The sequence below is a fragment of the Ascidiimonas aurantiaca genome (genome assembly GCF_037646345.1).
In the GTDB taxonomy this organism is placed as follows: Bacteria; Bacteroidota; Bacteroidia; order Flavobacteriales; family Flavobacteriaceae; genus Ascidiimonas; species Ascidiimonas aurantiaca.
Window position 1 is genome coordinate 187,036 of sequence record NZ_JBBEWR010000009.1, and the last position, 22,423, is coordinate 209,458.

Genomic DNA, 22,423 nt, shown 5'->3' on the forward strand with positions numbered 1-22,423 from the left:
TCTCATTTTGCAATAGGGTATGGGTAAGGGCCGGCGCTCCCTTAGGAGTACCGGCAACTGATGCCCTTAATGGGTTTTATGCTTTCAGCACTATTCGGTAGCGCGCCTTGCCTTCTTCCAGATGTTGCAATGCTTCGTTTATGTTTTCCATAGAAAACTCTTCTACGGTTGGATAGATATCGTGTCGTACGCAAAACTCAAGCATGGTTTTTGTTAATTCGGGGCTCCCTATGGGACTACCCGCCAGGCTTTTTTCTCCCATGATTAAGCTAAAAGCAGGAATGGCCATGGGTTCTAATACGGCCCCTACATTATGGAACCGGCCTTTAGGCGCAAGTGTTGTAAGATAGGCATTCCAGTCCAGAGTAACATTAGTGGTATTGAGAATAAAGTTTAGCTGCCCGGCAATACTTTCCAGTTCTTCAGGATCTCTGGAGTTCACTACCCTTGAGGCTCCCATGTCTAGGATCTGGTCTTTTTTATCGGGATTGGAGCTAAAGGCAATCACTTCACATCCCCAGTGTTTTAGGAATTTGAGTGCCATATGCCCCAGACCGCCAATACCAATAACCCCTACTTTATCAGTAGGTTTCACGCCCGCGAGTATGATAGGATTAAAAACGGTGATCCCCCCACATAACAGAGGGCCTGCCTTGCTAAGATCAATTCCTTTGGGAAGTGGTATGGCACTGGACCAGTGCGCACGTACATGATCTGCAAATCCCCCGTGGCGGCCTACTATGGTCTCGCCTTTGTCGGCACAGAGGTGATGGTCGCCACTCATACATTCATGGCAGCTCATACAGGATGAGGACAGCCAGCCCACACCTACTTTGTCACCGGGTTTTACATTTTTTACCTGACTTCCCACGCCAACAACCTCGCCAATAATTTCATGGCCCGGAACTAAGGGATATTGTGTCATTCCCCACTCATTATTGATCATACTCAGATCAGAATGGCAGATACCGCAGTATTCAACTTTTACATCTACGTCTTCGGGTCCTAATTCGTCTAATTCATAAGTGAAAGAAGTCAGTTGGCCCTTTGGTTCGCTGGCGGCATAGGCATGTATTTTCATAATGTATTTATGTTTTTAAAGTATTGATAGTTTGTTTTAAGTATTTCTGTAAATGTAAGGATAGATTCTGAAAAAAGAATATCGGTTATACGACGTAAACGGTTTTTTAACGGTTTTACTGAGGTAATACAGTATGTGTAAAACATTTACAAAGGAATTTCCGGGTATTATTTTTTTGCAGCAAACTTTATATTAAATTTATTTAGATCAAATATAAATAATAAGTATTTTAGCATATATAAAGAAATCTGTTTATGGAATGCATTTATAAAAATAATTACGGGGCGACCTACCTTGTTAAAAACAGTCCGAACCCGTTATGTGAGATACAGTTAATAGTAGATACCGTAGGTATTTTTATGTCAAGAGCCGATGTAAAACACCTTTTAAAGATCGTTTCTAAGATGGATGACCCATGTTCCTGTGTAGAGTGCGGTAATCAAAGATGCAGTAAAGTATGGTGTAAAAGTCCGCTTATCGATGTCTGTTTAAAACTGGAAGGGCCTGACCGCGAAACGTTTGAAGATCTGATAAAGGGAACACTGTTCGCTTTGCATGTTGATGAAACTTTAGAGTTACACAATGTAATACGGGAGGGTTGATGAATATTTTTGGAAATACCAGTACCGAAGTTTTAGGTTTTACGGGAGTAGAGCCACATATTGCCAATGCAGAAGAGTATAACCTGGGAAACCTTATGTACGACCACAGTAAGGGCATGATCACAGAATCAATAGTTTCTTTGAATATTGAGAAAGAGCTTAAAATACTGGAGTTGGGTGTATGTGGTACCAGACACCTTCCTGTAGTGTTTAAGCAGGCTCCGGGGTTACAGTATTTTGGACTGGATACTTCACAAAGGAGAATTGATGAGGTAACAAATGTAAACAACACAGTCATTGCAGGATATCAGGCTTTTTTCTTTCCATACAACGGCTTGCATGTACCCTATGCAGACCATTCTTTTGACCGTATTTTAACCGTGAATACTATTTATTTCTGGCAAAACCCCAACACTTTTTTAAAAGAGCTTTACAGGGTACTCAGGCCTAACGGTATTTGTGTGATAACCTTTATGGAGGGCACATTTATGAAGAACCTTTCTTTCATAAACGATTCTTTTCAATTGTACGATATCGCCAGATTCGTCCATATACTGGTAGAAAGCGGATTTGAAAATGCAGACATCCGTACCCGAAACGAATGTGTTCAAAATAAAAAAGGTGACGTAGCAGATAAAGTGTTTTTAGTAGCAACCTTACAAAAAGTCTCTAAAGAGGATACACATACAAAAAGGAAAGAATACTATACGATTACGAATTAAAAAGCAGTTAAACTAATGGAAACAGAGCGTGACAGGTCAGATGCGATCAAAGTAGGTCTTATTTATGGTTCTGATACGGGGATTACCGAAGCGATTACCCGGGTCATTGTACAGAAATGTGATTTTTGGGATATTGAAGTTATGGAAGTTGATAAGGTAGAAGTGTCTTTTTTTCAAAAGTTTGACTTCATGATCCTGGGGCTTTCTACCTGGTACGATGGCGATCTGCAAAGTGACTGGGAAGAGTACTACGAAACGTTTAAGACCATTGATTTTACCCATAAAAAAGTGGCTATTTTTGGCTTGGGTGATCAATACGGGTATGATGAATATTTTGTGGACGGAATAGGGATGTTAGCCGAGGTAGTACTGGAGAATAACGGCCAAATCATTGGAACCTGGCCTACAGAGGGTTATGATTTTACCGAATCTAAAGCACTGCGGGATGACAATACCTTCTATGGCCTGGCACTGGATGAAGACAATCAATCCGATCTTACAGAAGCAAGGCTCCATACATGGATCACAAAATTGCAACAGGAGTTGGAAAGTACTTTACAGGTAATCGGTGCTTAAGACCAGGTGTTTTCAGTATGTAAAATAGGCTTTTAAAGCATGTATTTAGTTCTGTTTTAACTGTTTCGGAGTAGTAGGCATTAGTTACGATATGGCATAAATCAGAGTTCTATTTATGTAATAATCCTATCGTGTGTTCCCACGGTATCTCTGTCATGTATCTTTAAAATGTGATTTCCCGGTACTATACCGGTAACACCAATGAAAGTCTCAACAGGGGGCGATCACCAAGGGGGCAGCCGATGTCTGAGCCTGTCGAAGACAAAGGCAATATTAACCAACCTTTAAAAAAGAAAAATAAATGCTAATCTAATAACCGCTTGAAATATATGTACAAAGAACTCCTTTAGTTTACGAATGCTGTAATCGCAGCAGGATATATAGCGATGGATGGTAATAAGAGTTTAGTGCAATTTATGTTTTTTCAAAAAATTGCATATTTTCAACAAGAAAAAGTACTGATTATCCTATTTTTACTATAAATTTTTACAACCGCATATTCTTGTTATAAACTAGTGTAAGCATTAACCAATAATAACCAAAAAATGAAACAGATCTTAACAGCTTTTACCAGCATTTTATTAGCAGTATATTCATATAGCCAGACCAATGTTTTTCCGGATACCGGAAATGTTGGTATTGGTACCGTAAACCCAAAACAAAAACTGGACCTATTAGGGAACCTTCTTCTTAATTCTGAAGATGCAAGCCTGGCAAATAATATAGTTAATTCTTCAAGTATCATTTTTCGCTCTTCCGGTTATGCGACCGATAACAAGGCCCGATATCAGTTATGGACGATATTGTCAATGGGAAAAAGCACATGGGGATCTGGCGACCTGATTTTTCAAAGTAATACAGATGGTATGGGTTACAATGAAAGAGTGCGATTTAGTGCTAATGGAAACGTGGGAATAGGCACTTCAGATCTTACTAATGGCTGGAAACTGGCAGTAAATGGAAATATAAGAGCTAAAGAAATTAAAGTAGAAACCGGATGGTCTGATTTTGTTTTCTATGATGACTATAAATTGCCGACGTTACAGGAGGTAGAAAACCATATTAAAGAAAAAGGGCACTTAAAAGATATTCCGAGCGCTAAAGAAGTCGAAGAAAACGGGATCTTTTTAGGCGAAATGGATGCCAAATTGTTACAAAAAATTGAGGAATTAACTCTTTATACCATTCAACAGGAAAAAAAGATCCAAAAACTTGAAGAGGAAAACAGGAAATTAAAGGCTTTATCTGGCCGAGTAACTGAAATTGAAAAGCTGATTAATTCTAAAAACCAAAATTAATCTTATAAAAACTCAAATACTGGAATGAAGGAGTATACTGTGAACATATCGAAAGGCTGGATGTATATATTAAAATGCTTAGATAGCAGCTATTATACTGGTAGTACTACCATCTTGCCTTAAGAGTAGCACAGCACCAGGCGGGGGAAGGGGCAAACTATACCAAAAAACGATTACCTGTCAGTTTAGTGTACTTTGAAGAATTTCAACGCATTGATGAGGCTTTTACAGGGAAAAGCAGGTACAGGGCCGGAGTCGCAGGATAAAGGAGGCGTTAATTAAGGGTTTTTGTGGGCAATTACCGGAATTGTCAAAAAAATTATACTCAGTTTCCCAGAAAGGTGGTTGAGCCTGTCGAAACCACCAAGGGGCAGCCGGTGTCTGAGCCTGTCGAAGACAAAGGCGACACTAACCCGCCTTTAAAAAATAAGTAATACATAAAGACTTTTTATACTTTGATTACTACTACTAAAGCAATAATTCATCATGGGAATATAATTTAAACTGCATCTCCTTTCTCGGGCTTACTGTTATAAACAAAACCATCACTCAGGTCATTATACCCGTTATTGGGTATGGTAAGGCAAATATTGGTCCGTTACCTTTGATCACAAATCTGTTTATAGCATGAAAGCATTTCTTGTTTTATGGGTAACGGTTATACTGGTACCCTCTGTCTATTCCCAACTTCCTCAAATTGATCCTTATGATTTTATTGTGGAAGCCTGCGCCAACAATGAAGGATGGAACTATGTTACGACACTCGATGCGTATGAGTCTGTAAAGATACAGGCCAATCAGAACTGGAAATCGAATAGAAGTTATTATCCTTCCACAGGTGTGAAACATTACGATAGCAGACATCCGTTTCCAGATAAAAATGCCATGGCTGTTATTTTTAGAGTTAGAGTAAATGGGCAATACAGCTATCATACCATGTGTTGTAATTTTAAAAGCGGGGCACCTTTGGAGTGGACACTGGCTCCAAAAAGTTTTTCCTATGATGCCGGAAGAAATGGAGCCCAAATACACTGGATGGTTAATGACTGGCAGGAAGGCGGGCTGGGTGATAATTCGGGGTGCATAAACTTATACGTTTCTAAAGAATAAATAATATAATATACCAATGAAAAACTACCTTACTCTTTTTCTTATGGCACTCGGGTTTCTGAGTGGTTTTGCGCAAAACAATATTTCTGATGATCACCTGAAAAAGTTTTTAGAAGAATACCCCATGTATAAAGAAGATCTGGCCCACCTGTATTTTGAACACGTGGGGATGAACACACCCAGAACAAAACAGTATTTTGATGTGTATAAAAGAGAATATGTGGGCGATGATCAAATACGGGTCAGCTTTTTTGGAACCAGCGGGCAATTGGAAACCGGTACCATTTTATACATGCTTTTTCCGGTACATTTTTCTACCCACCGCGCAGTGATTACGCCCAATCCGCCCCCGCGAATAGATGACCGGGTTAAGTGTATTATTCTCTCCGGAACAGGAACAACCGTACTGGCTCTAAAAAGTTTAAGAATGCAATAAATTATAACGGGTAGTACTACGGAAAAAATCAGTAGCTTTATAGGTGGTACGTTACGGTGTTAAAATTCAAACGGGGTTTTTTTAGAGTCATTTTATAAAGTACCGTTGCGTACAATCTAACATCGGGAACCTAAAATACAGACAGATGAAAAGGATATTTTTTTATGTGCTACCCTTTCTTTTTTCAGGAGTGGCATGCGTAAACCAACAAAAAACTGTACAGGATATCGAAAGTGCAGTTGAAACAGGTGTACCCAAAAGGGAACTGGTAGATCTTTCTCATTCCTATTCACACGAGACCGTATATTGGGTTACCTCAGAAGAATTTAAACTGGATACGGTTTTTAAGGGACAAACTGATAAAGGGTTTTACTATTGTGCCAATAATTTTAGCACTGCAGAACATGGAGGTACCCATATAGACGCACCTATTCATTTTGCTGAGAATGGTCAGTCTGTTGATGAGATCCCTCTTAAAAGACTGATAGGACAGGCTATTAAAATTGATGTTTCCGAAAGAGCTCTTTCCAACCCTGATTACCAGATACAAATAGATGACCTTACCGCATGGGAAAACCGGGAAAATACTAAAATCCCTGATGGAAGTATTGTTTTATTGGAAACCGGATTTTCGCAGTATTATCCTGATAAAATTAAATACATGGGTACTGATGAACGCGGAGAAGACGCGGTTAAAAAATTGCATTTTCCCGGGCTCTCCGAAGAAGCTGCCAAATGGCTTGTTGAAGAACGTACTATCAATGCTATTGGTATTGATACCCCGAGTATTGATTACGGGCAGTCAGAATATTTTGAAAGCCATGTTATTTTGCTTTCTGAAGATATTCCTGCTTTTGAAAACCTTACCAACCTTAATAAATTACCCGATAACGGTTTTGAAGTAGTAGCCCTGCCCATGAAAATTAAAAACGGAAGTGGGGCACCACTTCGTATTGTGGCCATTGTTCATCGTTAACGCTGCGTGCCTCTGTAGAACTGGTAGCCCATAAAAACTTTGCAAAGAACTGTTTTTGTATACATTTATTATGGCATGCTAAAGAACCAGCATTTCTTTGTGCCTGTATATAAGGTGTTTACGGATTTCCGTAAATTGTTTTCTCTTGCACGAAAAAATGTGTATTTCAACAGAAATTTTAGATAATACCTGTATTTTTTTGTAGGTTTAAATAGCATTCTTCCCCCTCCTCTACATACATAATTAAAATAAATAGAAAATATAAAGTATGCTTTGTTTCTAAGCCGGTACTTAATTTATACCCCTTGTTGGGTATTGATTGCGAGAACTGGAAAATTTAACTTGACTCATCTGAATTTCAGGGTATAAAAACGAAGAATTTATTTTGATAATCAGGTTTTTATATGCGTAGTCAGTTATAAAAAGAAGTTAGCAAATCTTACGATCTAACCAATATGGTTGTAGCAAAATCATTAGTAGGGTTTGTACATTCTCGCAAATACATTAAGTAAAACTTTAAAAACAAAATTATGCCAGAACCAGTAACAGCATCAGTAATCGCCAAAAAAATGGCAAAGGGAGTAATCTCAAAAGTAGGTTATAAAATACTCGAAAGTATTGCCCCGGGGATATTCTCGGATAAGAAAAAATTTGAAGAAATAAAGAAACAGCTTGTAGAAATTTCAAAACAACTGGAAGAAATACTGGAAATAGCAAGAAATACATTTGAGCTTGTAGAACGGCTTCCGGATATTGTTTCAGATCTGATTGACGAACAAACGCTATATATCTCAAGAACACGTATAGAGTCGTCTATACAGGTGTATCTGAGTCTTCATACCAGGCCAAACGCTATTTCGCATGATGAGCTTACAGACTTATTACAATCCTGGAATATCCTTATTGACAAAGAGCAAAAGACCTGGGTAATCAATCAGCTTCCAAGGTATGGTGAATATTTATTGGCTACCACCGATGGTAAATTATTTAATGCAGTGTTGTCTGGTATACGAGACAAAAAAGTGGCAGTTGAGCGATCGCATAAAATAGTAGGAAACGCCATTACATCACTGGCACGCGAGGCAGAAGCCATCATTAATGAAAGCTACATTCGTAGCGGCAGTGTACTAGATGATGAACCGTGGCTGGTTTGGACCCCTGAAAGCACAAGAACAAGGACCGTTACCAGAACCGTATCTATGCCCTGCTCGGCCTGTAACGGAACCATAGATCATTCCTGGAGAGAACAGGTTCCCGACACCGCCTGGAACAACGAATTATCAAAAAAGAAAAACAGACTTGCAAATATCAGGTCGGAATTAGGGATATTATCAAATGATTATAGAAGTTTACTGGTATCTGATGAGGTTTTGAAAACGTTTGAGCAATCTTTAATTAACAGAGAAGATTCTATTGTTCCAAAAGCTTCAGATCTTAAAGTGGTGGAAAGTACCACTCCTTTTTCAAATGTCTAATAAAAACCATTAATGAAATTTAAATAACCAATTATGAAAAATGTATATTCAGAAAACTACAACGCTCTGCCAGATGTTATTGAGGCAGATGAAGAGTTAACTAAAATGGGTAGAGATACTATTCTCGATCCGTTATTAGAAGTAATCGCAAAGCACGATTTGCAGGAAGTGGTAGGGTTACGCCTGTTACACAATCACAACCAGATCACTAAAGATGAAATCATGCTTGAACGGGAAGAAGTAAACCGTAATGAGAATTGCTTAACCACAAAGGCTACCAAACTCTCAGATGTAGGGAAAGGATTTTATCCCAACAGTTGGGCTCTTACCGATACCTTAATACCTTTAGAGTATTCATCAGACCCCTCTATGAAAAATGATTCGCATCGTATTTTAACAAACCAGTCTTTTATTAAAGATTTTAAAAATGAAGTAACCCGGTTAGGGGTTGATCATTTACTGGGATTGTATGTGCTACAAAGGCAGTTTTTTGAAAAAGGAAAACCCGATTTAGAGTTGAATTATGAACTGATTGAAACTACCGATGTAGCCAGAAGAGCCAATATTATTACCTATAAGAAATCCAGCGAAATAGAAGAGGGGAGCTTAATTGATACCGTCTGGGCCTACCAGAACAACGATATCACCATGGGATGTGAGCGGGTTAAAGTTGGATGTACCAGGCTGGGCTGTAATGTGGTAGTGATACGATGTATTGAAGATGGTTTTGGCGGACATGAAAGAAAAGTAGTGCAGCACGATAAGTCACATGCAGAGGATTTTGATCATATACTTAGGCCTTAATTTTCGTTAATCACCATTTTAATTATTGTTTTATTCAGGCCGAAAATTCACCCTTTAACAAACTCAGGATGCTGTGAATTTTCGGCCTGATATTTTTGGTCTGCTAGTGAGCAGGTTTTCGAGTTTATAAGACCTGGCTGGAACCCCTTTTCTTTGATGTATATGTGAATTGTGACCGGGGTTTTAAAAATGTGGAAACACAAAAAGAGAAATGGCTACATATTTTTAAGAATTTCATTGTGTGGGCTTGGGAGAATTACGAGCATGCGCAAATATAAAAAGAGGTAAAAGGCAATCATGGTATGTATGCGGCATTTTTAAGCCTTCTAATTAAAAGGAGAATAACCCATGTAAGTAAGCTCCTGGTAATTTGTAAAAACAGTATCTTACTACTAAGAACAGTGTAACAATTTACTTTTTTTGAGGTCTTTACACCAAACCAGCAATTATGAAAAAGTTATATACGTCTATTTTTTCTGTAATATGGATGTTGTTTTTATGTATCGGTATTGGTGTGAATGCCCAGATAACATCAACAGACCTGCAACAAAAAGTAGATTCCATGTTTGGGGGGATGGCAAAAAATGCTCCGGGTTCTGCGGTACTGGTGGTAAAAAACAAAGAAATCATTCTTAATATAGGGTACGGACTGGCCAATCTGGAATACGGTATCCCTATTACATCAAAAACCGTATTTGATCTCGCTTCCCTTTCAAAACAATTTGCCGGATATGCCATTTCTTTACTTGTGGAGCAGGGTAAAATTTCTGAAAATGACGATATTCGAAAGTATATTCCAGAATTTCCGGAGTTTGAGCATACCATTACTATTAAACATTTATTACATCATACCAGTGGTTTGCGCGATTGGACCAGTACTTTAAGTTTAGCCGGCAGGTCTTTTGAAGATGTGATCTCTTTTGAGCATATTCTACGAATGGCCTACCGGCAAAAAACATTGAATTTTGAACCCGGTTCTGAGTACAACTATTCCAATACCGGCTACAATATTCTGGCAGAACTGGTACAGCGGGTTACCGGAGTATCGTTTCGAACCTGGACCAATCAACATATTTTTCGACCTCTCAAAATGCCAAATACGTTTTTTCTGGATAATCACAGAGAAGTTATACCCAACAGAGCAATGGGGTATTTTCAAACCGAAAACGTGCCGTATCGCAGTGCACCCAATAACTTAACGGCGTTGGGCTCCAGCTCCCTATACGCCACTACCGATGATCTCTCCAAATGGGTTACCCATATCATGCACCCGCCAGATACGTTAAAACCAGTGGTAGAACGTATGTTACAAACAGATACTTTAACCAACGGAAAAAAAAATACTTATGCCTATGGCATTGATGTTTCCAAATTTCATGGTACTGCATGGATCGCTCATTCCGGCTCCTGGGCCTCCTTCAGGACCTACCTTGTGATGCTGCCGGAATACGATCTGTCGGTTGTAGTTCTTAATAATAATAGCAAGAATGCCTATCGTATAGCCCGCAACATTGTATCTTTCTATGTTCCCGAATCAAATACTGAAAATAAAAAAGACCAGGCAGAAAAAAGGAAAGCCGTTGATCTACGCCAAAGTGTATTAAATGAATATACCGGAACTTATAAACTGGGTAAAGGCTGGTATGTACATTTAACAAAAGAAGACGGCACATTATGGACTCGGGCCACCAATGAAAAGAAATTCCCTATGACCTCATTGTCAGATACGGTATTCTCTATAAAGGCGTATGGTAACCGAACGATGCGTTTCTACAAAAATGAAAGTAATAAAGTTACTCATCTGGTATATAACGATATGGTTTGTCCGAAAGTGAGCGACCATATCGTGTACACGCTAAAAAACGCTGAGGATTACACGGGCGATTATTTTAGTGCAGAGCTCCATACCCTGTATAAAGTACAGATCAAAGACGGGCAATTGTATTTATGGAGTTTACACAATGGAGAAATTAGGCTTGAGCCGGCATGGCAGGATGATTTTTTTAGTACCCGTTTCTTTGCGAAAAATGTAGAATTTCAAAGGGATACCTACGGACGGATAACCGGCCTTCTCGTTTCACAGTCGAGAGCAAAAAATCAGCTTTTCAGAAAACTCGACATAGACCAGCAAATAACTAATCAATAAGTTTATATTCTTACCCACCCTATATGAATTTCACAGGGATACGACACAAAAGAATCTCCCCTATAGGTTAATTCACTAAAACTGTTAAGTAAATTCGTATTTGTATTCTCATGAGCTTTTCTATCCTGACTAAAAGGGGTATATTTCCCTGGAAATTTTATAAACTACCAGAATGTTTTATTAGCTCAAAGGTTAGTTTTAATGTGAAATTGATATCTTAAAAATATAAAAACGCAGCATTCTTTTAGATAAGCTTACCTAATGAATATAATGAATGATATAGGCCTTATTACCGTATTTTTACTAATACTCCTTTCTGTTTTTTTACTTACGGCCCGGGCAAAGAATAAGCGCCCCAACATTTATTTTGCAGGGTTTCTCATAGTTACGTCTCTTGATATTTCGGCTTTGTTTTTGGGAGAGATATACAGAAACAATGTTTCGTTGAATTACCTGAGAGTAGCATCGGTTTTACTGCAAATGCCTTTATTTTACTTTTATGTAAAAGCTGTATGCTATCACAATTTCAGGTTTGATGCAAAACAAATACTACATGCCATTCCGTTTTTTTGCTTTCTGATCTTATTTTTTATCACCAACCTGTCCGGACAAAGCTACGTTTGGTATAAAATAATTTCGCAGGTGCAGTATTATGTGTACATCTTTGGTGTTTTTTATGAACTAAGAAAGTACAAACAACTGCACCTTGAAAACTATTCGTTTCAGAGTGAAATGTACATGTGGTTAATGACCACCTCAGTTCTGTTTCTTATTGGCAACACATTTGTACTTATCAGAACTATTTTCGAGAAGCTGTATGATTATAAGGGGTTCCCGTTGCTTAATTTAGGGATTTCTCTATTTGGATTAGTGGTTATTTGCTGGTTTGTTATCAAAACCATGCGAACCCCCGGTTTATTTACCGGTGTTGACCAACACATCCGGCCTCCGGAAAAAGATTCGGAGGAAATAAAGGTAAAATACAAAGAAGAAGTAGATAGCCTGCGTAATTTCATGATTAATGAGAAACCCTATTTAGAAGAAGATCTGACCCTGCAGAAATTAGCTGAAAAAACCGAAATTCCGGAAAAGCATCTTTCGTTTCTCATCAATAAAATAATAGGGAAACATTTTTTTGATTTCATTAATTCTTACCGAATACAACAGGCCCAAATACTGTTGCAGAATAAGGAGCTCAACATACAGCAAATTATGTATGAGGTAGGCTTTAACTCAAAGTCGTCCTTCAATACAGCATTTAAAAAATATACCGCTACCACACCTTCAAAATACAGAATGTTAAATAGTTAAATACAGGTTCGACTTTTATTCAAACCTATTTTTGAGCCCTAAAAAGGTTCGACTTTCTTTTCTCAAACGTTTTATCCCGTACGGTACTTTTAATTTGCCCTGAAACAAAAATTCAATTCAGATGAAAAGTAGTATTAAAAACATTTTGACAGCTTTATTTCTCATTACACAATGCGTTTACGTCTATACACAATCTCTTACCAATAAGATGTTGGTAAAAGTAGATTCTGTTTTTACTTCCCATTATAATGACAACATAGCCGCAGGTGCTTTTGCCGTAATTAAAAACGGCGATGTGATATTCAGGAAAACTACAGGGCTGGCCAATATAGAACACCGGGTACCGGCATCGGGTAAAACGGTTTTTAATATCGCTTCCAATTCTAAACAGTTCACTGCCTTATTGGCCCTGATTTTAGAAGAAGAAGGTAAATTATCGCTTCAGGACGATATTAGAATGTATCTTCCGGAATTAAAGGATCTACCCCATAAAATTACCATTAAACAGTTAACCAACCACACCCACGGGTTGCCCAATGTAGATGAACTGGCCCAAATAAAAGGAATTAACAGAATGACGCACAATGAGGTGCTGAATATGCTGTTTAACATCAGGCAATTTAATTTTATCCCGGGGGGTGCGTATCAATATAGTAACACCGGCTATGTGCTGCTTTCACAAATTATAGAACGTGTAGGGAAAAAGCCTTATAACGAACAGTTACAGCAAAAGATCTTTGATAAACTGGGTATGAACGATAGTGAGTCGGTAGGAGACTATACTGAGGTTATTCAAAATAAAGCCTATTCATACGTTCCTGTAGGAGAGGGTTATGCAAACAATCCCGTAAAGCTTAGTACAATGGGTTCTTCGGGAGTGTATGCGAGTCTGGATGATCTGATAAAATGGTGTCAAAACTTTATAAAAACCGATCATCCTTATAAGAGACATTTAAAGAAGATGCAGGAACCCACCATGTTAACCTCAGGAAAAGTCATAGAATACGGTATGGGTATCCAGTTTGAGAACTACAAAGGTATTGATATAGTTTTTCACGGGGGCGGGACCGAAAGTTATCGTTCCTATATATTACATGTGCCCAAACACAAACTATCATTTGTTTTTCTATCCAATACCGGAGGTATTGCCGGGTACGATATTATATACAGTTCACTCGAGATATTGTTGCATTCGTTTATGGAAAAAGAACAACCGTTTTTGAAAACGGCTGATCTTACCGCTTACGAAGGTACATATAAATTGAACTCCAGTCTCTATCTTTCTGTCTGGGCCGAGAAAGATTCTCTGTACTTTGGTACCTATCGTACACAGGAAAAAACATTCCTTCCACAAAAAAGCAGGCATACGTTTAGTTTTATATGGCCTTTTTCAAAACTGACATTTCACCGGGACAGTTTTGATTTGCGATTTGTAGATTTCACCTATACTGCCAGGCGTGTTATACCACCCGTGTTGAAAAACCCGGATATTGACCTGAGCAGGTACGTAGGTACTTATAAAAATGCTCAACATGAGAGTTCGTTTGAACTGGTACTGATGAACGGTCAACTGATTGTGAAGCACCCTGTCTTTAATAATGTGGAATTGACCATGTATTCGGGAACTGTTTTTTACACGCAGAACAGTGCCTTTGGAGAAATAGATTTCTATTTTGATAAGGATGGAAATGTAAAAGGGTGTAAACTATCAAGACAAAATATTCATAATATAATGTTTTGTAAAACAAAATAATTGTCTGTAAAAATTAAAGTCAAAATATCACCTTTTTTTCAACTCAGTTTTTATTATAAGATCCTTCCAGGAAGGCCTTGTAGCGGCTTTATTGGAGTAATAGAGGTACATTTTGTATAACCCATTGTGTCTTTTACTAAAAACACTTACAGATTTATGCAAACATTTTACAACGTGTTTTTTATCTTGCTCCATAAAACAGGTATTTCAACAAAAATGTTACGTACTCCCTGTATTTTTTTATAAGTTTAAATTGTAGAACGGTACAGTCATGAATAAATGCTTTAAGATACAAGTGTAAAAGGCAATAGTTATAAGCTTTCTATGTATAGAATATCAAACTAATATGAATAAAAATCTGAAAATTCTCCTTAGCATACCTTCATTTTTAATTCTCTTCGTAGTTCTATACAACTTCTTTGCCGACCTAAACGCGCAGGAATATGATATCATATTTAAAGCATCACTTATAATCCAAACTTTGTATTTAATGGGACTTGTTTACATATTGGTATCATTATGGAAAAACAGGTCAGAATCAACAAATACCAAGTGGACATGGACTTTATTGATGATACTCTGTTTACAACCTATTACTACATTGATATATTTATGGGCCGTTGAGCCGAGGAAAAAAAGCCCTAATTCATAAAAGTTATAACCAATAATAGAGATCATTTAGTCTTAAAGATGATAGCCATAAATAATCAAAAGTTTTAAAAATCATGCAGTCTTATTTAAAAATAGAATAGCGGAACATTCGAAAAACAGTAATTTTAGCACCGTAAGGTAATATTATAAATATGAATGATAATACAATTAATAGTTTACGTGAGGCTTTAAAACATTCACCTGATAATGTCCCTTTACGACTTTTATTGGCTGATAATTTGCTGGCACTTAATAAACTTGAAGAGGCTGAGTCAGAGTATTCAACAGTTCTTAAATCTGCCAATGACAGCAAGGCAAAAGTAGGGTTAGCCACTGTGTTTTTTAAAAAGAATAACTTTTCAGCCTGTAACGTGATTTTAGAAGAGGTAATTGATGACGGGACGAATGATATAGGGGTTTTTACACTTTATGCAAAAGGCCTTTTAAAAGAAAATTCAATAGGTAAAGCCATTGAAGCCTATAAACAGGTATTGGCTATCGATCCTAATTACTTTGATGAAGAACTTGACCATCAATTGCGACAAAGAAATAATAATGAGATAGCAAACAACGAAAAAGAACCAGACCATCGTTTTTTGCAAAAACCTAACATTAATTTTAATGACGTGGGTGGTATGGAAGAAGTAAAAAAAGAGATTGAGTTAAAAATTATTAAGCCTCTTCTTCACCCAGAACTCTACCGGGCCTATGGTAAAAAAGCAGGAGGAGGGATTTTACTTTATGGCCCACCAGGCTGTGGTAAAACCTTCATTGCCAAAGCGACAGCCGGTGAAATAAATGCTAAATTTATAAATGTTAGTCTCAACGACATTTTGGATATGTGGATTGGTAACAGCGAAAAAAATTTACATGAAATTTTTGATTTAGCACGTGACCATACACCATGCGTATTGTTCATTGATGAAATAGATGCCTTAGGAGCTAGCAGAAGCGATATGAAACAATCAAGCGGCAGACATCTGATAAATCAGTTTTTACAAGAACTTGACGGAATAGATAGTGCAAACGATGGTGTTTTAATAATTGGGGCAACAAACACCCCCTGGAATTTAGACCCCGCATTCAGACGCCCGGGAAGGTTTGACAGGATAGTGTTTGTTTCTCCACCTGACAGGATCACGAGAGAGTCTATTTTAAGTTTAAAACTCAATAACAAACCCACAGGAAATATTGATCTGCAAGCCATAGCCAGGAAAACCAGACATTATTCAGGTGCAGATATTGACGCAATCATTGATATTGCTATTGAGCAAAAACTTGAATCCTCATTTAGTGATGGAGTTCCCAAGCCACTGGAAACAAGTGATTTAATGATTGCTTTAAAGAAGCATAAACCAAGTACCCAGGAGTGGTTTTCAACAGCCAAAAACTTTGCCATGTTTGCCAATGATTCAGGACTTTATGATGACATTCTAACCTATTTGAAAAGTAACAAGTAATATGATAGAAAATAGCATACTTTCGAAAGTAGAAATTCTCATTCAACAAAAGAAATTTCGGGAAGCCGAAAGAATTCTTCTAGATTTATTAAAAGAGGATCCAAACAACATTAACTTTCTGTCATTACTTGCCGAAGTAAATTTTCAACAAGACAAACTTGAGAATGCTACAACCTTAATTGATAATGCCATTGGATTATCACCCGATGTCTCACATTTGTTTTATACCAAGTCCCGTATTGCCATTCAACAGGACCTTTTAAAAGAAGCTGAGAAAAACATAAATCAGGCAATTGCCTTAGACCCTTATGATGCAGATCATTTTGCATTGTTAGCAAATATCAGGTTAGGGCAAAAGAAGTTTAATGAAGCACTTGAAATTGCAGATAAAGCTTTAGAAATAGATGCTGAAAACCTGTTGGCCTTAAATATAAGAAGTATAGCCTTAAACAAGTTAAACAGAAGTGCAGAATCCTTTGAAACTATTGAAGGTGCATTAAGAGAAGACCCAAATAATGCATACACTCATTCAAATTATGGATGGGGCCTATTGGAAAAAGGAGACCATAAAAAAGCATTGGAACATTTTAAAGAATCACTATCAAACGACCCCACTTTTGAGTATGCACAATCAGGGATGCTTGAAGCCTTAAAAGCAGCAAATCCTGTGTATCGGGTATTTTTGAAGTATTCATTTTGGATGAGCAATCTTACTGCCAAATATCAATGGGGGGTCATCATTGGTTTTTATCTTGGTTTTAGAGCAATAAAAACAGTAGCCAGCAATAACGAAGCATTGAAGCCCTATTTAACACCTTTAATTATTGCCCTTGCTTTAATTGCCTTTTCAACCTGGGTAATTGGCCCAATTAGTAACTTATTCCTGAGATTTAGCCAATACGGACAGTTGTTACTTAACAAAAACGAAAAAATGAGTTCCAGCTTTGTTGCTGCTAGTTTAGCAGTATTTACAGCAGGATTGCTAGCATACTTTGTTTTATCAGACGAGAGGTTCCTGACTATTGCTGTGTTCGGATTTGCAATGATGCTACCGCTCAGCACTATGTTTTCTCCTTCAAAAAATAAATATGCACTCTTAATTTACACTATTGCCCTGGCGGTTGCAGGTCTTATTGCCATAGGATTGACTTTTATAACCGGTAAAATATTTAACTCAATGGCAGTTGTATTTATTTTTGGATTTGTAGCATTTCAATGGATTGCGAACTATATGCTGATAAAAGAAGACAACCCATAACGAACAAAAGCCGCTACCCATAACATCTGGGAATAATAGAGCCTTACATAATATTACTGACCCCAACTTGACTACTCACAACCATGAAAAAATCAAAAGTTTTAAAAATTATAGGACAAAACATAAAAAGAATTCAGTTGGAAAAGGGGTTAACACAGGTAGATCTGGTTGGTAAAATTAAAGCACGAATTGACACCACCAATATTTCCAGAATAGAGCAGGGGAGAACCAATACCACCATTCACACCTTGTTTAGAATAAGCGAGGCCCTGGAAGTACCCTTATCCCATATTTGTGACTTGGGAAACCAAAGAATAACTTGCCATTTTTAAAGCAAGAAAAGTATTTTAGCATACTCTGGAAGCCGGTGCATATACCTGGTTTGTAACTACAGGCTCTGTACTTTAGCCAATATCTCTTTTTTACAAAATATGCAGTATCTTTATGCCCGTGAAATATGTAGCCGTTTTATTATCTTTTTGGGTACTGTGCCTGTCACTGGTACCGTGTTTTGAAGGGAACGACCCGGTAAAACATGAAATGCACGACACTGGTTGTGACGACCACCCCGATGAAGAAAAGGGGTGTTGTACAGATGCGCCCTGTTCTCCTTTTTATAACTGTAACAGTTGTACCGGTTTTGTTTCACATACAGGTAGTGTTACCGCAGGTGCCATAGTTTACATTTTTAAAGAAGCCACTCCTCTATATTATCACCTTCCAAAATCAGTCGGGCACTTACGGCCTATTCTAAAACCTCCCATACCGGTACTTTCTGCTTAGTATAGCCACCTAACTGCCTCCTCAGGCAGTGAACTTGTATTTGTAAAATAACTTAAATACCTATTGATGAAAATTAAATTCATACTAACAGGATGTGCGTTCCTGTTATCATACCTGGCATGGGCACAAAACACCTTTAAAGCTACCGTAACCGATCATGAGTCTGATGAACCCCTGGCGGGTGTAAGTGTGTATATAGCTTCGCTTTCACTGGGAGGGGTTACTGATGTAAACGGGAACATAACTCTTGAGAACATACCAAACGGCAACTATACCCTTGTTTTTAGCTATATAGGCTATGAGACCCTGCGGCTTAAAAGAAGTTTTCCGCTTTCTGCACAGCAACAGGGACAAAGTATTGAGCTGCATCATTCGCATGAAGAAATGGACGAGGTGATCATACGTTCTACCCGTAGTACCCGTACCATAGAAGATATTCCCACCAGAGTAGAGTTTATTGCCGGGGAGGAACTGGCCGAAAAGGGAAATATGAAACCGGGTGACATACGGATGCTACTCAATGAAAGTACCGGTATCCAGACCCAGCAAACCTCAGCTACCAGTTATAATTCAAGTATCAGGATACAGGGACTGGATGGTAAATATACCCAGTTACTAAGAGACGGGTTACCACTATATTCGGGCTTTTCCGGTGGTTTGAGCCTTATGCAAATTGCACCTTTAGACCTGAAGCAGGTAGAGGTGATTAAAGGAGCTTCATCTACCTTATACGGAGGGGGAGCGATAGCGGGCTTGGTAAACCTTATCACGAAAACGCCCGAAGAATCGCCCGAGCTGGCCATTATGCTCAACGGTACGTCTGCCCTGGGGCTGGATAACAGCATTTTTTACTCCGAAAAATTCAATGAAAAAGTAGGGCTCACCGTATTTGGATCATACAACCGGGGTACGGCCTATGATCCCGCAGATATAGGGCTTACGGCCATTCCCGAATTTGACCGGTTTACCCTTAATCCGCGCCTTTTTCTCTATTTAAGTGAAAAAACCACCTTAAATGCCGGGGTGAATATGGTAACCGAAAAACGCCTGGGAGGTAATATTGATTTTGTAAAGGGTGAAACAGTTGAGAATGCCTATTTTGAAAGAAACAATACCGATAGAATATCTACCCAACTACAGTTTACACACCAAATAGACAGTACGACTACCCTACAGTTTAAAAACAGTTTTAACCTCTTTGAACGCGCCATAGAGATCCCCGATTTTAATTTCTCCGGAAATCAGCTTTCTTCCTTTACAGAGCTTAACATAAACCGCACTACCCAAAAAATGGAATGGATCGCAGGACTCAACCTGTGGACCGACCAGTTTACACAGGATGTGGGCACCACAGGCCAGGATCTGGGCTTTTCTGAAAATACGATAGGTGCTTTTGTTCAAAATACCTGGAATGTACAGCCTAAATGGACACTGGAAACCGGTTTTCGACTGGATTACCAAAATGAATACGGTGTTTTTGCATTGCCTCGTTTTTCATTACTATACAAAGCTACCGATGCGGTTACGTTTCGTTTAGGCGGCGGACTGGGCTATAAAACCCCTACTACTTTTTCTGAAGAGGCAGAGCGCCTGCAGTTTCGCAATATACTGCCTATAGACCCTGATGAACGTGAAGCCGAACGCTCTTTTGGAGGGAATTTTGACATCAATTATCGTACAGCGGTCGGCGATGCCCTGACGCTTTCTGCCAACGTGCTGTTTTTTTATACCCAGATCCGTGATCCGTTATTGCTGACCGATACCGGTAATGGTTTTGCTTTTTTACAACCAGATGGTTTTGTTGACACCAAAGGAGCTGAAGTAAACATGAAATGGAGCTATGGCGATTTTAAATTGTTTATAGGATACACCCATGCACGTGTTCTGGAACATTACGATGGGGAGCGAACCACTTTTCCCTTAGTGGCAGAACACCGGCTTAACAATGTACTGATGTATGAAAAACACGGGAACTTCTGGATTGGCCTGGAAGCTTATTATTTTAGTCCGCAGCAACTAAGTGACGGCAGTACCGGCCAGGCTTACTGGATCACAGGGTTGATGACCGAGAAGAAATTTGGGGATCATTTTTCGGTTTTTGTGAATTTTGAGAACTTCCTGGATACACGACAAACCGGGTTTGATACAATTTTTACCGGTGATATCAACGATCCGCAGTTTCGGGATATTTATGCACCCGTCGATGGTTTTGTGGTAAACGGAGGGATTAAACTAAACTGGTAGCCCGTACACCAAATCCGGCAAAAGTGGCAGATTAGCTATGTGAGATGCTCCCCGTTTACATGTGTCTTATTTCCCCGTGACCCCTTGTATAAACTTTTTCTCTGGATATGTAAAATAAACATGAATTTAAGTATTAGGGAGTATTACAGTGTGAAGGGTATGCTGCTATTTGTGCAGATAGGCAAGGTGCTAAAAAGAGTATAAAAAGTAAACACGTAAAACAACTTTTCATATGTATATATACTTAAAAAATAAATGGTTAGATCTTTAATTAAGAAGTCAAAATGCAGGTTGTTTTATGATTTTAAGAGAAATTTCTTTAAAAGAGGCTTACGATTGTATAAAGCTGTTTACATCTGCCTGAGGGTATTTACTTTCTTCGCCTACCCAAAGCAAATGCCCCCAGGTATTATCATACATTTTTAAAGTGGCGTTTTTTATTTTTTGACGGGCGTAAGTAGCCATTTCAGGAGAAACTGATTTGTCATTTTTGCTGTGGAGTATAAGTACGGGGCATTGAATTTGACTGATAAGGTGTTCATCCAGTTGTTGATCCAGATCGGTTACAAAACCTTCTCCCGAGCGTTGCCGGAAAGTCATATCTTTAATTTCAAGAATTTCTTCCCGGGTAATACGGGCATTTTTTTTTGTTGACAATTGCTTAAAAAGCATACGTGCCATGATACCGGGGAAGAGATGAAAGAAAAAACGAAACAGGGCCCAACTCATTTTTTCTCTGCGGGGAGAAAATAGTTTTTTTCCTTTTATATACATAGCATCAAAAGGCAGCAGCCACCTCTTGGTTACTGCTGAAATGAGAATTAACTTTTCTACTTTTTCAGGATACAAAGCAGCCAGTGCCAGTGCGGTTAATCCGCCAGCAGAAATACCAATAACAATCACGTTTTTAATAGCCAGTTTTTGGAGCAATGCAGCCATAAGTTGCGCGGCTTCTTCGGGCTTTTTTTTGTTTTGTAAAGGTGTACCCCCATACCCCGGGCGGGAAGGGGTTATTAACTGATAATGACGGGTGTCATATCCTTTGTGAAATAAAGTCTCGTTACAACTGGAATGGCCTCCGTGAAGGAATAGTATGGGTTTTCCATTACCTGCAACAGAAATCTGTACGCGACCAAACTCTGTAGCTATTATATATTCCATTTGGTTTGAAAAAAGGTGATACGCTTACTTTTTTTGAATTTCTTAATGCTTTAAAGATAAAAGCCCTTTTTTGATTTTGTATAATTAATCTCAAAATTTCGTTGAGTACCGGTTGATAAGAAATATATATTAGCCGATAAGCTGTTGCTTGATTTCTTTATCTTTTTGAAGATCAAACCAATTGTTTTTTTAAAATTTTTTAGCGCTAGACCCTGTTTTTTAGGGTATTTTAAAGCTATTTTGGCCGTTAAAAGCCAAAATATAGTTGGTGCTCCGGTTTTTGGTATTCCATTTTTCAATAAAGGCAGCGACATTAATAAAGGTTTTATTCTAAAATTTTTCAGTAAATACCTGTAGGGTAAGACCAGATAATATAATGGAATTACATTTGTCAAAAAGTCCCAAAAATAGATCGGTTGCTTTTAATTTTTGATCTTCTAGGCATAAGTAGGGACACCACACTTTACATTACAACAGTTTTTTATATGAAATCAGGTATTTATACGATCATAAATACAGGTTTTTTTACCTTTAAATATAAGATTTTATTTTCATAAATTTGAAAAATCATTAAAT

20 protein-coding genes are annotated in these 22,423 nt (G+C 38.1%); 17 read left to right on the plus strand and 3 right to left on the minus strand.

The features are described 5' to 3' along the window. Positions 1-76 precede the first annotated feature (76 nt). Entirely contained in the window at positions 77-1,081 is a 1,005-nt protein-coding gene (gene ahr, locus WAO84_RS10795) for an NADPH-dependent aldehyde reductase Ahr (protein WP_340065713.1), read from the minus strand. 254 nt (positions 1,082-1,335) lie between these two features. Here ahr and WAO84_RS10800 point away from each other — a divergent pair, with 254 nt between their 5' ends. From WAO84_RS10800 to WAO84_RS10880, 17 genes are all read left to right on the plus strand, one after another. Next, on the plus strand, positions 1,336-1,683 hold the full coding sequence (locus WAO84_RS10800; protein WP_340065714.1) for a hypothetical protein: 348 nt from the start codon (positions 1,336-1,338) through the stop codon (positions 1,681-1,683). Beyond that, complete coding sequence (locus tag WAO84_RS10805) at positions 1,683-2,405, plus strand: class I SAM-dependent methyltransferase (protein ID WP_340065716.1); 723 nt, start codon at positions 1,683-1,685, stop codon at positions 2,403-2,405. Before WAO84_RS10800 ends, WAO84_RS10805 begins: the two co-directional genes overlap by 1 nt. A gap of 15 nt (positions 2,406-2,420) precedes the next feature. Further along, complete coding sequence (locus WAO84_RS10810) at positions 2,421-2,981, plus strand: flavodoxin (protein ID WP_340065717.1); 561 nt, start codon at positions 2,421-2,423, stop codon at positions 2,979-2,981. 545 nt (positions 2,982-3,526) lie between these two features. After that, a complete protein-coding gene (locus WAO84_RS10815) occupies positions 3,527-4,279 on the plus strand; it encodes a hypothetical protein (protein ID WP_340065719.1) in 753 nt (250 codons plus the stop codon). A gap of 627 nt (positions 4,280-4,906) precedes the next feature. Next, positions 4,907-5,389, plus strand: coding sequence for a hypothetical protein (locus tag WAO84_RS10820; protein WP_340065720.1), 483 nt, complete (start codon positions 4,907-4,909; stop codon positions 5,387-5,389). 16 nt (positions 5,390-5,405) lie between these two features. Further along, positions 5,406-5,825: a hypothetical protein gene (locus WAO84_RS10825; protein ID WP_340065722.1), complete on the plus strand. Its 420-nt coding sequence runs from the start codon at positions 5,406-5,408 to the stop codon at positions 5,823-5,825. A gap of 145 nt (positions 5,826-5,970) precedes the next feature. Then, positions 5,971-6,801 carry a cyclase family protein gene (locus tag WAO84_RS10830; protein ID WP_340065724.1) on the plus strand — a complete coding sequence of 277 codons (831 nt, stop codon included), beginning with the start codon at positions 5,971-5,973 and terminating at the stop codon, positions 6,799-6,801. 530 nt (positions 6,802-7,331) lie between these two features. Further along, a complete protein-coding gene (locus WAO84_RS10835) occupies positions 7,332-8,276 on the plus strand; it encodes a hypothetical protein (RefSeq protein ID WP_340065726.1) in 945 nt (314 codons plus the stop codon). Between the two features lie 33 nt (positions 8,277-8,309). Further along, complete coding sequence (locus tag WAO84_RS10840; RefSeq protein ID WP_340065727.1) at positions 8,310-9,080, plus strand: hypothetical protein; 771 nt, start codon at positions 8,310-8,312, stop codon at positions 9,078-9,080. A gap of 448 nt (positions 9,081-9,528) precedes the next feature. Further along, on the plus strand, positions 9,529-11,226 hold the full coding sequence (locus WAO84_RS10845; protein ID WP_340065729.1) for a serine hydrolase domain-containing protein: 1,698 nt from the start codon (positions 9,529-9,531) through the stop codon (positions 11,224-11,226). A gap of 261 nt (positions 11,227-11,487) precedes the next feature. Next, a complete protein-coding gene (locus WAO84_RS10850; protein WP_340065731.1) occupies positions 11,488-12,537 on the plus strand; it encodes a helix-turn-helix domain-containing protein in 1,050 nt (349 codons plus the stop codon). Between the two features lie 121 nt (positions 12,538-12,658). Further along, entirely contained in the window at positions 12,659-14,290 is a 1,632-nt protein-coding gene (locus tag WAO84_RS10855; RefSeq protein WP_340065732.1) for a serine hydrolase domain-containing protein, read from the plus strand. An 803-nt stretch (positions 14,291-15,093) separates the two neighbouring features. Beyond that, complete coding sequence (locus WAO84_RS10860; protein WP_340065733.1) at positions 15,094-16,401, plus strand: AAA family ATPase; 1,308 nt, start codon at positions 15,094-15,096, stop codon at positions 16,399-16,401. A 1-nt stretch (position 16,402) separates the two neighbouring features. Then, on the plus strand, positions 16,403-17,659 hold the full coding sequence (locus WAO84_RS10865; RefSeq protein ID WP_340065734.1) for a tetratricopeptide repeat protein: 1,257 nt from the start codon (positions 16,403-16,405) through the stop codon (positions 17,657-17,659). Between the two features lie 83 nt (positions 17,660-17,742). After that, positions 17,743-17,991 (plus strand): helix-turn-helix domain-containing protein, encoded by a 249-nt coding sequence (locus tag WAO84_RS10870; RefSeq protein ID WP_340065736.1) that lies wholly within the window; start codon positions 17,743-17,745, stop codon positions 17,989-17,991. 112 nt (positions 17,992-18,103) lie between these two features. Further along, positions 18,104-18,442 (plus strand): DUF6660 family protein, encoded by a 339-nt coding sequence (locus WAO84_RS10875; protein ID WP_340065738.1) that lies wholly within the window; start codon positions 18,104-18,106, stop codon positions 18,440-18,442. A 66-nt stretch (positions 18,443-18,508) separates the two neighbouring features. Further along, positions 18,509-20,686, plus strand: coding sequence for a TonB-dependent receptor (locus tag WAO84_RS10880; RefSeq protein WP_340065740.1), 2,178 nt, complete (start codon positions 18,509-18,511; stop codon positions 20,684-20,686). Between the two features lie 330 nt (positions 20,687-21,016). Here the strand turns inward: WAO84_RS10880 and WAO84_RS10885 are convergent, their stop codons facing one another. Beyond that, positions 21,017-21,847, minus strand: coding sequence for an alpha/beta fold hydrolase (locus WAO84_RS10885; RefSeq protein ID WP_340065741.1), 831 nt, complete (start codon positions 21,845-21,847; stop codon positions 21,017-21,019). A gap of 50 nt (positions 21,848-21,897) precedes the next feature. Then, on the minus strand, positions 21,898-22,161 hold the full coding sequence (locus WAO84_RS10890; RefSeq protein WP_340065742.1) for a hypothetical protein: 264 nt from the start codon (positions 22,159-22,161) through the stop codon (positions 21,898-21,900). Between the last annotated feature and the right edge of the window lie 262 nt (positions 22,162-22,423).

Bases quoted from the DNA above. Each gene is read 5' to 3' on its own strand.
- ahr (WP_340065713.1), bottom strand. From the start codon at position 1,081: ATGAAAATACATGCCTATGCCGCCAGCGAACCAAAGGGCCAACTGACT.
- WAO84_RS10800 (WP_340065714.1), top strand. From the start codon at position 1,336: ATGGAATGCATTTATAAAAATAATTACGGGGCGACCTACCTTGTTAAA.
- WAO84_RS10805 (WP_340065716.1), top strand. From the start codon at position 1,683: ATGAATATTTTTGGAAATACCAGTACCGAAGTTTTAGGTTTTACGGGA.
- WAO84_RS10810 (WP_340065717.1), top strand. From the start codon at position 2,421: ATGGAAACAGAGCGTGACAGGTCAGATGCGATCAAAGTAGGTCTTATT.
- WAO84_RS10815 (WP_340065719.1), top strand. From the start codon at position 3,527: ATGAAACAGATCTTAACAGCTTTTACCAGCATTTTATTAGCAGTATAT.
- WAO84_RS10820 (WP_340065720.1), top strand. From the start codon at position 4,907: ATGAAAGCATTTCTTGTTTTATGGGTAACGGTTATACTGGTACCCTCT.
- WAO84_RS10825 (WP_340065722.1), top strand. From the start codon at position 5,406: ATGAAAAACTACCTTACTCTTTTTCTTATGGCACTCGGGTTTCTGAGT.
- WAO84_RS10830 (WP_340065724.1), top strand. From the start codon at position 5,971: ATGAAAAGGATATTTTTTTATGTGCTACCCTTTCTTTTTTCAGGAGTG.
- WAO84_RS10835 (WP_340065726.1), top strand. From the start codon at position 7,332: ATGCCAGAACCAGTAACAGCATCAGTAATCGCCAAAAAAATGGCAAAG.
- WAO84_RS10840 (WP_340065727.1), top strand. From the start codon at position 8,310: ATGAAAAATGTATATTCAGAAAACTACAACGCTCTGCCAGATGTTATT.
- WAO84_RS10845 (WP_340065729.1), top strand. From the start codon at position 9,529: ATGAAAAAGTTATATACGTCTATTTTTTCTGTAATATGGATGTTGTTT.
- WAO84_RS10850 (WP_340065731.1), top strand. From the start codon at position 11,488: ATGAATATAATGAATGATATAGGCCTTATTACCGTATTTTTACTAATA.
- WAO84_RS10855 (WP_340065732.1), top strand. From the start codon at position 12,659: ATGAAAAGTAGTATTAAAAACATTTTGACAGCTTTATTTCTCATTACA.
- WAO84_RS10860 (WP_340065733.1), top strand. From the start codon at position 15,094: ATGAATGATAATACAATTAATAGTTTACGTGAGGCTTTAAAACATTCA.
- WAO84_RS10865 (WP_340065734.1), top strand. From the start codon at position 16,403: ATGATAGAAAATAGCATACTTTCGAAAGTAGAAATTCTCATTCAACAA.
- WAO84_RS10870 (WP_340065736.1), top strand. From the start codon at position 17,743: ATGAAAAAATCAAAAGTTTTAAAAATTATAGGACAAAACATAAAAAGA.
- WAO84_RS10875 (WP_340065738.1), top strand. From the start codon at position 18,104: ATGCCCGTGAAATATGTAGCCGTTTTATTATCTTTTTGGGTACTGTGC.
- WAO84_RS10880 (WP_340065740.1), top strand. From the start codon at position 18,509: ATGAAAATTAAATTCATACTAACAGGATGTGCGTTCCTGTTATCATAC.
- WAO84_RS10885 (WP_340065741.1), bottom strand. From the start codon at position 21,847: ATGGAATATATAATAGCTACAGAGTTTGGTCGCGTACAGATTTCTGTT.
- WAO84_RS10890 (WP_340065742.1), bottom strand. From the start codon at position 22,161: ATGTCGCTGCCTTTATTGAAAAATGGAATACCAAAAACCGGAGCACCA.